The following is a 12,325-nucleotide window of genomic DNA, read 5'->3' on the forward strand; positions in this document are numbered from 1 at the left end:
TTTTTTATGACATTGAATACTTAATCAGGAGATTATGATTTGCCTTTCCAAGGAATGAGCTTGGCTTCGATCTTACGCATGATGATGTCGATGCTGTAGCCAATTAAGCCAACGATGATCACGCCTAATACGACGATGTCGGTGGCTAAAAATTTACTCGCTACCATGATCATATAACCCACCCCCGAATTCGCGGCGACTAGCTCAGCGGCGACGACTGTTCCCCAACAAACACCCATGGCAACGCGCATGCCGGTAAAAATTTCAGGCAAGGAGTTGGGCAGAATAACGTGTTGTAATATTTGTCTTTTGTTGGCACCTAATGAGTGGGCCGCATGGATTTTATTCAATTTAATGCTGCTAACCCCAGCGCGTGCCGCGATGACCATGATCCAAAGCGCTGCAAAGAAAATCAGTAAGATTTTTGAGCGCTCGCCGATGCCAGACCAAATGATTACCAATGGGATAAACGCAAGCGGAGGAATCGGGCGGAAAAACTCGACAATCGGATCAAACCAACCACGCACCTTTTCAGATAAACCCATAGCAAAACCCAAAGGAATACCCACAAGGCAACCTAAACTAAAGCCAACTAGGATGCGATAAAGACTCGCCCAAATATGCTCCCATAAGGTAAAACCGCGGTAGCCGTCTTGGGAAATGGTGATGAACTGTTGCCATACAGTACTCGGCGCAGGCCAAAAAATCGGGTTAATAAAGCCTAATGTGCTACCAAAGTGCCAAACAATGGCGAGGGTGAAAACAGAGACAATGCTCCAAAATCGGCCTTTTCCTATGGCTTCAGTGTCACCAAAAGTCGAGGTTTTTTGATTGTTAATCCCCGATTTACTAATGCCTGAGTATTGTTTGAATGATTCAAGTAAGGACATGCTCATATTCCAACCGCCTGATTATTTCCCATGATTTCTTCTTCCATTCCCCATATCATCGATAAGACTTCTTCTCGCTTGGCGATGAATTCCGCTGAGGTTTTGACTTCTCTAGGGTCTTTTGTGAGGCCCTCTTCGGCAAAGGGCAAATGGTACTCTTGTTTGATCCGACCGGGTCTTGGTGCCATAACAAACAGGCGTTCGCCTAAGAACAAGGCTTCTTCGACGCTGTGGGTGATCAAAATAATGGTTTTACCGGTTTCTTTCCAAAGCTTCAGCACTAAGCTTTGCATCTTCTCTCGGGTTAATGCATCCAGCGCCCCAAGGGGTTCGTCCATTAAGATAATATCGGGGTTGTTGGCCAGACATCTGGCGAGAGCAACTCGCTGTTGCATACCACCAGAAAGTTCATAAATGGCCTTGTCTCCGAAGTCTTGTAAACCCACCGTGTCTAATAAGTCGTCAACGATTTTGCTGGTGTCTTCACTTGATACACCTGCCATTTTGGGGCCAAAGGCAATGTTCTCAGCGACATTCATCCATTCGAATAAAGCGCCTTGCTGAAATACCATGCCGCGGTCAGGGCCGGAGTGTGTGAGTTTCGTATTGCCATTTAACACAGCCCCAGAAGTGGGTGCTAAAAAGCCCGCAATAATATTAAGCAGCGTACTTTTACCACAGCCAGATGGCCCAAGAATGGCGAGCAGCTCGCCTCGCTTTAGGTTAAAGCTTACGTCTTGTAGGGCTTCAACCCGATTGCCATTGGGCTCATCGAAGGTCATCGAAATGTGATTTGCGTTCAATGCAGACATTATGAATACCTTATGTTAGTTGGATTAATTGACGTTTTTGAAGTAGCTGGCATCGACCGTGGCACTGTAGTCATCCAAGGCTTTGGGGATTTGCTTTTGCTGGACAAAAAAATCGGCAACTTCCTTGGTAAAGGTCTGTACACCGCCACCCATCCAATAGGCAGATATTTGCTGCTCTTTAAGTGGGAAGGTGAATAGGTCGAGAATTTGGTTTGAGTCTTGTAGTGATAAGCCAGAGGCTTTCGCAATAATAGGCTGTTGCGCTTTAGGATCGTTTTTATAAGCGGTGTTAGCGTCGTTGGTGACTTTTAAAAACTCGGTGACTAAAGCGGGATGTTGTTTGGCGAATTTATTGTTGGCAGAAATGACATCAAAGGCTCGAATACCTAACGATTCCTGCTCTTGTGCCGTCATTAAGACGTGTCCGTATTGCTTCATACGACGCAGAGCGCCACCCCATCCACAAGCCATGGCAACATCACCACGGGCCAGCGCAGCAGCGCCATCGGCAGGTGCCATGTCTAATAGGTGGACTTCTTTACTGTCGACGTCTAGCTGTTTCAGGGTTTTGAGCATTTTGTAATGAGAGACGGTACCAAAAGGAACGGCGATGTTTTTGCCTTCCAGTTGTTTGGCATTGGCGGTGGTAATCTTGGCTTGTTCTCTGACCACGCAGTTGTCATTTTCAGCGTAAGAGACGGCGATGCCCACCATGGTGATAGGCAGGCCTTTTGAGACGGCGATGGTAAAAGGCACCAAACCTTGTGAGTAGGCCATGTCGACTCCTCCTGACGCCATCGCCGCAGACATAGCGGTGCCAGAATCAAAGGCGTACCACTCGACTTCTACCCCCATTTCTTTGCTGTAGGTATCGTTCACTTGAGCCACTTGGTTGGCCGTTGGCCACTCTAAAAAATAACCAATGGAAACTTTGCTCGGTTTATCGGCGGCTAACGCAAAAGTGGTACCAGAGGCAATGGTGCCTACGGCCAGTGTGTGTATTAGTGTCGAGACGATTTTCTTCATAAGAACCTCATTACCGTGTTTGTATGATTGGACGTCAATGCAACGTAGCTGTTTTTAGTTATTGAGTTATTCGTTCTTAGCCATATCGCAACTAACCGTGACTTGGCGAGAAACTGACTTCTATCAAAGAAGAGTCAAAATAATGACTTAAATCGATACTGCCGTTTAAAAAATGCCGCTACAAATGATTAAAACTGCGCTTCTGTGAGAAAAACTAACACTAAGGTTGCGTGTTTTTTGTGCAGACTGGGGCTCTTTCTGCTACATCCTTGCGCATAGCTAAGGGATCAGAGTGGAAGGTCTGAGAATGAATGATATTTGATCAAAGAAGTGCCAATTAATGGCTTTGTTTTGGTGCAAGCGATATTTGCCCGTTCTGTTTGATTGATTCGTTGAGATAGAGAGTTAGGCTAAAAAAGTCACAATAAAGTGTGCAAATTCTATTTTTTAAAGATCATGAATCGATTCTAGTCAAAACATATTTTCGTGTGAGTGAAATTTTAAGTTGTATTTTCATTTTCTGTGTGTAATTTTCCTGTTAACTTTTTCTATATGTGCAGTTTGATAATTAGGGGTGAATATGACACGGGAAAGTATGGAGTTTGATGTCGTTATTGTCGGGGCAGGACCGGCTGGATTATCGACGGCTTGCCGCTTAATGCAACAAGCCAATGACGCAGGCGAAGAGTTAATGGTGTGCGTAGTTGAAAAGGGCGCGGAAGTAGGCGCGCACATTCTATCTGGTGCGGTTGTTGAGCCAAGGGCACTTAATGAATTGTTTCCAGAGTGGCAAACCTTAGGCGCACCATTGACCGTGCCTGTGGTGGAAGATCAAATTTATTACCTAAAAAATAGTAAAAAATCGATCAAAATTCCCAATGCGTTAGCGCCTAAGCCGATGCATAACCATGGAAACTATGTTGCCAGTGTCGGTAATGTTTGTCGTTGGTTAGCTGAGCAAGCGGAGCAATTAGGGGTAGAAATATTTCCAGGCTTTGCGGCGGCGCATATTATTTATGACGAAGAAAGCGGTCGTGTGGCGGGGATTGGCACCGGCGACATGGGGGTCGATTCTGATGGTAATGCAAAAGACAACTACATGGCAGGCATGGATCTACTGGCGAAATACACGGTATTTACCGAAGGCTGTCGTGGGCATCTGGGTAAAGAGTTGATCAAAAAATTTGCTTTAGATGAGGGTAAAGACCCTCAGCATTATGGTCTTGGTATTAAAGAATTGTGGGAAATCGATGAGAGCCTGCATCAGCCTGGTTTGGTGTTGCATGGGGCAGGCTGGCCGCTGAGTGAATCAGGCTCCACGGGCGGTTTCTTCTTATATCATGGGGATAATAACCAAGTAGTGGTTGGTTTGATTACCGATTTAAATTACAGCAATCCTAATTTAAGTCCTTACGATGAATTTCAGCGCATGAAGCATCACCCTTTGATTAGTAAGTATTTATCGGGAGCCAAACGCTTGTCTTACGGGGCTAGAGCCATTGCCAAAGGTGGTTTGAATTCTTTACCAAAAATGACCATGCCGGGGGCTTTGCTGCTGGGATGCGATGCAGGAACCTTGAATTTCTCTAAAATAAAAGGTACTCACACTGCCATGAAATCCGGCATGTTAGCCGCAGAAGTGTTATTTCCTGAGCTGATGAAGAAAGACCAAGGCGGGCATGATCTGGTTCAATATCATGAGCATTTTAAACAGTCGTGGTTATACGACGAGTTGTATAAAGGGCGGAACTTTGGCTCTTTGTTGCACAAATACGGCACCTTTGTCGGTGGCATGTTGAATGTCATAGACCAAAATATCATGCGCTTGCCGTTTACTTTACGGGACCCGCAGCCCGATTATTTGTGTTTGAAACCGACAAGTGAATGCGAAGCGATTGAGTACCCTAAACCAGATGGCAAACTGAGCTTTGATAAAAGTTCATCGGTTTTCTTGTCAAATACCAACCACGAGGAGAATCAACCTTGTCACCTGCATTTGCAGGATGCGTCTGTGCCTCTGTTGAATAATTTGCCGATGTTTAACGAACCTGCTCAGCGTTATTGCCCAGCAGGGGTGTATGAGGTGTTGGACAACGAGGACGGTAGCCCACGCTTTCAAATCAATGCGCAAAACTGTGTGCATTGTAAAACCTGTGACATTAAAGATCCGGCACAGAACATTACTTGGCGAGTCCCTGAAGGGGCTGGTGGGCCAAATTATCCGAACATGTAGTCTGCTGATATAAGCAAACCGATTATCGCAGATGAAATCTGCTGTTTGCTTTCATTGGTTGGCATTTCTTGCGAGCCAATGAAAGTATCTCCTTATTTACTTTTCTCTGATCACCTCTTTTATTCATTTTCTAACGCCTGTATTTCAGTGTTTTTTGCCTCGATAAAGATTTATCCAATAAAACTATTGACATAAAAAAAGAGATAAACAATCATGTAAATGAAATTATTAAAGTAAATTTCATTTACATGATTTTTGTTTTCTTCTTTGTTGGAGCGAAAAATGAAAGTGCTAGTCGCCGTTAAACGAGTTGTGGATGCCAATGTTCAAATTCGAGTGAAGTCAGATAATTCTGGCGTTGATGTGTCGAATGTCAAAATGTCGATTAACCCTTTCTGCGAAATCGCAGTGGAAGAGGCGGTTCGATTAAAAGAGTCTGGCGTGGTTGAAGAAGTTATCGTGGTAAGCGTGGGAGATGATGCCTGCCAGGAGCAATTAAGAACGGCCCTTGCCCTAGGGGCTGATCGCGCGATTCAAGTAAAAACAGAGGCGGAACTTCAGCCTTTGGCCATCGCGAAGTTGCTCAGCAAAGTTGTCGAACGTGAAGAGGTTTCTCTCGCTATTTTAGGTAAGCAATCTATCGATGGGGATAACAATCAGACGGGCCAGATGTTGGCGGCGTTGGCGGGCATGTCCCAAGGTACCTTTGCGTCTAGCTTAGAAATCAAAGACGGCGAGGCGATTGTGACCCGTGAAATCGATGGCGGTTTGCAAAAAATCGCGCTGAAATTACCAAGCTTGATCACCACAGATTTACGTCTTAATGAGCCGCGATTTGCGTCTTTGCCCAACATCATGAAAGCCAAGCGTAAACCACTGGTGCAGATCACACCAGAAGAACTGGCTGTGGATATTTCCCCAAGATTGACCACCTTAGAAATCAATACTCCTGCTGTCCGCGCGGTAGGCGAACGAGTGGCAAATGTGGCTGAGCTTGTCGAGAAATTAAAAGTGGAAGGAGTATTGTAATGACTATTTTAGTAATCGCAGAGCACAACAATCAAACACTCGCCCTAGCAACAGGTAATACCTTAGCGGCAGCGCAAGTGTTGGCCAGCAAAAACGGTAGCGAAGTAGCCTTGCTGGTGGCAGGAGAAGATTGCCAAAGTGTTGTTGAAGAAGCAGCGAGCACTCAAGGTGTGGCTAAAGTATGGGTGGCTAATTGTGCGGCGTTAAAGCAACAGCTTGCTGAAAATCTAGCGCCTCTCGTGGTTGATCTTGTGGCCGAAAAGGGCATCAGTCATGTGCTTGTTTCTTCTACTGCAGCGGGCAAGAACATTGCGCCACGCCTAGCAGCGCTACTCGATGTAGCGCAAATATCTGACCTAATTGAAGTCATTGATGCTGATACTTTTGTGCGTCCGATTTACGCAGGCAATGCCTTAGCAATGATCAAGAGTAGCGATGCAGTAAAGGTCCTGACGGTACGCAGTACGGCGTTTGATGCAATCGAATTCACTGGCGGTGATGCACTGATAGAGTCTCTGCCAGATGCAGTTGACCAAGGCCTTTCACGTTTTATTAGTGAAGAAGTGGTGTCATCAGATCGACCTGAATTGACCTCTGCTAAGGTGATTATTTCAGGGGGCCGAGGCATGAAAAACGGCGATAACTTTGTCTTGCTGGAAAAAGTAGCCGACAAAATTGGCGCCGCTGTTGGGGCTTCCCGTGCGGCGGTAGACGCAGGCTTTGTCTCGAATGATATGCAAGTGGGGCAAACCGGAAAAATCGTGGCGCCAGATTTGTACATTGCAGTGGGCATTTCAGGTGCGATCCAACATTTGGCCGGTATGAAAGACTCCAAAATCATTGTGGCCATCAATACAGATGAAGAAGCGCCTATTTTCAAGGTCGCTGATTACGGCTTGCAAGCGGATCTGTTTGACGTATTACCAGAATTTGAAGCCGCCCTTTAATTACTTAACTTATTAGCAATAGGGGCATTTTTACAATGCCCGATTCGGAGAGCATGAGATGTCGGACCGCACCTATCGTATTGTTTTAGATTGCCCTGATCGTATTGGTATTGTGACACGTGTTGGTGAGGTGATTACCAATAATGGCGGCTGGATTAAAGAAGCTGCTCACTATTCAGACGAAGAAAACAATTGGTTTTTCTCGCGCTTTGAAATTAAAGCAGAATCATTGTCGTTTAGTGCGGAAGTGTTAGCGCAAAAATTTGCTGGTTTGAAAGAAGAGTTCAGCATGAATTTGCAGGTACTTGATACCAGCCGTCCTAAGAAAGTGGTGTTGATGGCGAGTAAAGGCAGCCATTGTTTGTCTGATTTGCTAGACCGCTGGAAGAGTGGTGATTTGGACTGTGACATCCCTTGTGTCATTTCCAATCATGAAGACATGCGTAGCATGGTTGAGTGGTATGGCATTCCGTATTTTTGTGTGCCGATCGACCCTAGCAATAAATCCGTTGGGTTTGCTGAAGTAGAGCGCTTGGTGACTGAACATGAAACCGATTGTGTGGTGTTGGCGCGTTACATGCAAATTCTGCCACCTTCCTTGTGTCAGACTTTGAAGCACAAGGTGATCAATATTCATCACAGCTTCCTGCCTTCTTTTATTGGTGCTAAGCCCTATCATCAAGCCGCCGAACGCGGTGTTAAGCTGATTGGTGCGACTTGTCATTATGTAACGGAAGACCTTGACGAAGGGCCGATCATTGACCAAGACGTGGTTCGCGTTAAGCACAGCGACAAGGTTGAAGAGCTAGTACGACGGGGTAAAGACGTTGAGAAAGTTGTCTTGGCGCGGGGTTTGCGTGCGCATTTAGAAGATCGAGTCTTGGTGCGAGGCAACAAGACCGTAGTATTCAACTAAGAGAATGGATTTATTAGGCGCTTTACCAACAAGGTAAAGCGCTTGGAGAAAGATGATGACTAAAACACTACCTAGTTCTGCTCAAGTTGTGATCGTTGGCGGCGGCGTTATTGGTTGCAGCGTGGCGTACCATTTAACCAAGCTTGGTTTTACCGATGTGGTACTGCTCGAAAGAAGACAGCTTACCTGTGGTACCACTTGGCATGCGGCGGGTTTAGTGCCGACGTTACGTGCTACCTACAATATGTCTATGTTGGCGAATTACAGCGCTACCTTGTATGAACAGTTACAAGCGGAAACAGGCCAAGGAACTGGGTTTGTTCGTAATGGCTCTTTGACCATTGCGACCAATAAAGAACGCCTTGCAGAACTGAAACGTGGCGCATCGATGGCCAAGGTTGCCGGTTTTCCGTGTGACGTTATTTCTCCAGATGAAGCCAAATCCTTATGGCCACTAATGAATGTGGACGATGTGATTGGTGCGATTCATTTGCCGATGGATGGCATGGCAAGCCCTGTGGATGTTACCCAAGCATTGGCCAAAGGCGCACGCCAAGGCGGTGCCAAGATTATCGAAGGCGTTAAAGTCTTGGATATGAAGGTAAAAGACGGTAAAGCGGTGGGCGTGATTACCGAACAAGGTGATATAGACGCTGAGTATGTGGTGAATTGCTCGGGCATGTGGGCCCGTGAATTTGGCAAAAAAGCTGGCGTTAATGTGCCATTGCATGCGGCGGAGCACTTTTATGTTGTCACAGAAAGCATGCCTGATTTGAAGCGTGGCTTGCCGACGATGCGAGACATGGATGGCTTTTGCTATTACAAAGAAGACGCAGGCAAGCTGTTAGTTGGCATGTTTGAGCCAAATGCCAAGCCTTGGGGCATGGAAGGTATACCAGAAAACTTTTTCTTTGATGAATTGCCAGAAGACTTTGATCATTTAGAACCCTATTTAGAAGCGGCCATGCACCGTTTGCCGATTCTTGAAAAAACCGGTTTGCAGGTGTTTTTTAACGGCCCTGAATCCTTCACGCCAGACGACCGCTATCACCTAGGTGAAGCGCCAGAGGTGCGTAACTATTTTGTTGCCGCTGGGTTTAACTCGGTGGGCATTCAGTCCGCAGGTGGTGCCGGTAAAATGTTGGCAGAATGGATTCATAAAGGACATGCACCACAAGATTTATGGGACGTAGATATTCGTCGCAATATGCCTTTCCAAGGCACTCAGAAGTACTTACAAGAGCGCACCACTGAATCGCTGGGTCTATTGTATGAAACTCATTATCCCTTCAAGCAGTTTAAAACCGCTCGTGGTGTTAGACGCTCGGTATTGCATGAGCAACTTAAAGCTCAAGGTGCCGTTTTTGGCAGTGAAAATGGCTGGGAGCGCGCCAATTGGTTTGCTAAAGAAGGCCAAAAAGCCGAGTACGAATACTCTTTTGGTCGTCAGAACTGGTTTGAGAACAACCAAGAAGAACACCAAGCGGTCAGAACATCTGTGGGTGTGATTGATCAGAGTTCTTTTTGTAAATATAAGATAGAAGGCCCGGATGCTGAGGCATTTCTTAACCGTATTTGTTGTAACAATGTATCGGTTGCCGTGGGCAAGATGGTTTACACCCAATGGCTCAATGAGCGTGGTGGAATTGAAGCCGATGTGACGGTAACTCGCTTGGCTGACGATCAGTATTTGGTGGTTTCTGGGGTGGCTTGTCAAACCCGTGATTTAGACTGGCTGCGCCGTCATAAACAGGCTGATACTGCGGTGGTTATCACAGATATGACATCAGCTTATGCCGTCGTCACCGTGATGGGGCCTAAGTCTCGTGACACTCTTGCCAAATTGGCCAAGGCGGATTTATCCCACGAAGGTTTCCCATTTGCCACGTCGCGTGAGATTGAGCTGGGTTATGCGATTGTGCGAGCGTCGCGTATTACCTATGTGGGTGAGTTGGGTTGGGAGTTGTACATTCCAACGGAGTTTGCGCCAAGCGTGTACGAGCTAGTATTTGAAGCGGGGGCTGAGTTTGATATCCGCCCATATGGCTACCATACGATGAACTCGTTGCGGATGGAAAAATGCTACCGCCACTGGGGCCACGACATCACAGACGAAGACACTGTGTTGGAAGCAGGCTTAGGCTTTACCTGTGATTTTGAAAAAGCAGGTGGCTTTATTGGTAAGGAAGCAGTGCTTGAGCAAAAAGCCCAAGGGCCTTTGAAAAAACGTTTTGTGGCCTTCTTATTTGATGATGCAGAACCGCTTTGTTATCACGAGGAGCCGATTTATGCCGATGGCGTTATTGTTGGCCGAACAACGGCTGGTATGTTTGGTCATACGGTCGGTGCGACTGTGGCTATGGGTTATATCGAGTCGGAAGCGGGCGTGACAAAAGATTGGTTAGAAGCAAGCAACTTTGAAATTGAAGTGGAGTGTGTGCGTTATAAAGTGACACCTTCGCTGCGTTCTTTCTATGACCCAGCCATGGAAAATATTAAGCGCTAATACTTGGTGCATCTGAGGGCTGCTTGCAGCTCTTAGTTTTTTTCTTTGATCGATAGAAGATGACTTGATAGACAGGGATAAATGATGGCAGCACTGATATTAGATGGTAAAGCGTTAGCAAAGCACAGAGAATCTCAATTGAAAAGTGCAGTAGAGGCGCTCACTAAGGCTGGAGCAGAAGTGCCTACCTTAGCGACTATTTTGGTGGGAGGCGATCCTGCCTCGGCAACCTATGTGCAGATGAAGCAAAATGCTTGTCAGCGTGTGGGGATGGACTCGGTCAAAATTGAGATGCCAGAAGAGACCAGTACCGAGCAATTATTGACGCAAATCGAAATATTAAATAAAGACCCTAAAATCTGTGGCATTTTATTGCAGCATCCGGTGCCAGCGCAGATAGATGAAAGGGCCTGTTTTGACTCTATTGCCATTGAAAAAGACGTAGATGGTGTGACCACGCAAGGCTTTGGCTTGATGTCGATGGGCGAGCTGGCGTTTGGTTCAGCTACTCCTGCGGGCATTATGACCTTGTTGCATCATTATGATGTGCCTTTATCAGGTAAGCATGCGGTGGTGGTAGGGCGCAGTCCTATTTTAGGCAAACCTATGGCAGCCATGCTGTTAAATGCCAATGCTACTGTGACTGTGTGCCATTCGCGCACTGAAAATTTAGCGGGGCTGGTTGCTCAAGCGGATATTGTGATCGGAGCCGTTGGTCAGCCAGAGTTGATTAAAGCTGATTGGATTAAAGATGGCGCAGTGGTGGTGGACGCGGGTTATCACCCAGGCGGAATTGGCGACATAGATAAATCTGGCTTGGCCGAGCGGGCGATGGCGGTAACGCCGGTGCCGGGTGGTGTTGGTCCTATGACGATTAATGCCTTGATCAGTCAAACTCTAGAGTCTGCAAGGATAGCGGCGCAATAGGGAGGTAAACCATCGTCTTGATTCTTCTAAGCGATTGATTCTTATCAGTACTTGCTTGTTATAAAGAGTTTGTTGTGAACATTCGCTTTTAGTTATCAGGGTGTTCAGCACTTTTGTGCCGAAAACAGAGCCGCTATCATAAGATAAGCGGCTTTGTTGTTGCTAAACAAACGATTGGAAAGCTGTGTGTCTTACGTTTTTTAATGCTATCGGTTACTCTTATCCGCCTTTTATAAAGGTGGTTTTTTTGGTTTCGCTCTATTGTCTTTTAGCGAACCACCTAAGTACTTTAATCATGTGCTTTTTTGATTAGAGAAATTACTTTAAACACGGGCTAGTATGGGCTGTTATGACGAATAAAATACGCACTGATGCAGACGCTGAAAACCTAAGAATTGGTCGTCAAATACGTGATTTACGTAAAGCCAAGGGCATTACCTTGATCGAAATGGCAGAGCGAATTAAGCGCTCTGTCGGCTATGTTAGCCAAGTTGAGCGTGGTGTGTCCGCTTTGCCGATTCCGATTCTACAGGCAATTTGTAAGGTGCTTGATGTCCAAATGAGTTGGTTTTTTCATACGGATTTGGAAGTACCCATAGAAGAAGTGAATCACATTGTTCGTGGTGACTCTCGACGTAGTTTACACTTTGCTGGAACTGGCATTAGGGAAGAGTTGTTGTCGCCACGTTTATCAGGTCAATTACAGATGATTTTGACCACTTTTTCACCAGGCTCAGAAACACAAGCTCGGGAAAGAAAAGGTGAAGAAGGCGGCTTGTTGCAAGCTGGCACGATCGAGCTTGGCATTGGCGAAAAGCGCTTCTTATTAAGTGCAGGAGACAGTTTTATTCTTACCGGAGACGAATCCCATTGGGTACGTAATCCATCAGACAGTGAAGATGCTGTAGTGGTATGGACCCTTACCGGTGGTGGTTATTAACGCTGAGAAATAGGAAAGGGTCATAGACTTTGTTTATGACCCTTTTTTTTAGCGGATTTTATCTATCAGCAAGGGCTTATTCTAATCACAGCCCTTACT

10 protein-coding genes are annotated in these 12,325 nt (G+C 46.1%); 7 read left to right on the forward strand and 3 right to left on the reverse strand.

Translation table 11 applies throughout. From position 1 onward, the window contains the following. Nucleotides 1-32 precede the first annotated feature (32 nt). From E0D70_RS05735 to E0D70_RS05745, 3 genes are read right to left on the reverse strand one after another with little or no spacing between them, the layout of a single operon-like run. Nucleotides 33-890, reverse strand: coding sequence for an ABC transporter permease (locus E0D70_RS05735; protein ID WP_207923209.1), 858 nt, complete (start codon nt 888-890; stop codon nt 33-35). Between the two features lie 2 nt (nt 891-892). Further along, nucleotides 893-1,702 (reverse strand): taurine ABC transporter ATP-binding protein, encoded by an 810-nt coding sequence (locus E0D70_RS05740; protein ID WP_133011323.1) that lies wholly within the window; start codon nt 1,700-1,702, stop codon nt 893-895. Nucleotides 1,703-1,726: 24 nt separating this feature from the next. After that, nucleotides 1,727-2,728, reverse strand: a complete 1,002-nt coding sequence (locus tag E0D70_RS05745; protein ID WP_133011324.1) for a taurine ABC transporter substrate-binding protein — start codon at nt 2,726-2,728, stop codon at nt 1,727-1,729. Between the two features lie 580 nt (nt 2,729-3,308). On the opposite strand from E0D70_RS05745, the gene E0D70_RS05750 reads away from it, so the two are divergent. From E0D70_RS05750 to E0D70_RS05780, 7 genes are all read left to right on the forward strand, one after another. After that, the gene (locus E0D70_RS05750; protein ID WP_133011325.1) at nt 3,309-4,961 is read left to right on the forward strand and encodes an electron transfer flavoprotein-ubiquinone oxidoreductase; all 1,653 of its coding nucleotides are present in this window, start codon (nt 3,309-3,311) and stop codon (nt 4,959-4,961) included. A gap of 282 nt (nt 4,962-5,243) precedes the next feature. Next, nucleotides 5,244-5,990: an electron transfer flavoprotein subunit beta/FixA family protein gene (locus E0D70_RS05755; protein WP_133011326.1), complete on the forward strand. Its 747-nt coding sequence runs from the start codon at nt 5,244-5,246 to the stop codon at nt 5,988-5,990. Continuing rightward, nucleotides 5,990-6,937, forward strand: a complete 948-nt coding sequence (locus E0D70_RS05760) for an electron transfer flavoprotein subunit alpha/FixB family protein (RefSeq protein ID WP_133011327.1) — start codon at nt 5,990-5,992, stop codon at nt 6,935-6,937. Before E0D70_RS05755 ends, E0D70_RS05760 begins: the two co-directional genes overlap by 1 nt. A gap of 58 nt (nt 6,938-6,995) precedes the next feature. Then, nucleotides 6,996-7,853: a formyltetrahydrofolate deformylase gene (gene purU, locus E0D70_RS05765; RefSeq protein WP_133011328.1), complete on the forward strand. Its 858-nt coding sequence runs from the start codon at nt 6,996-6,998 to the stop codon at nt 7,851-7,853. 52 nt (nt 7,854-7,905) lie between these two features. Continuing rightward, entirely contained in the window at nt 7,906-10,359 is a 2,454-nt protein-coding gene (locus tag E0D70_RS05770; RefSeq protein WP_207923210.1) for a GcvT family protein, read from the forward strand. An 84-nt stretch (nt 10,360-10,443) separates the two neighbouring features. Then, a complete protein-coding gene (locus tag E0D70_RS05775) occupies nt 10,444-11,286 on the forward strand; it encodes a tetrahydrofolate dehydrogenase/cyclohydrolase catalytic domain-containing protein (protein WP_133011329.1) in 843 nt (280 codons plus the stop codon). A 349-nt stretch (nt 11,287-11,635) separates the two neighbouring features. After that, complete coding sequence (locus E0D70_RS05780; RefSeq protein ID WP_133011330.1) at nt 11,636-12,226, forward strand: helix-turn-helix domain-containing protein; 591 nt, start codon at nt 11,636-11,638, stop codon at nt 12,224-12,226. Nucleotides 12,227-12,325 lie beyond the last annotated feature (99 nt).

It is taken from the genome of Marinomonas flavescens (assembly GCF_004352835.1).
Taxonomy (GTDB): domain Bacteria; phylum Pseudomonadota; class Gammaproteobacteria; order Pseudomonadales; family Marinomonadaceae; genus Marinomonas; species Marinomonas flavescens.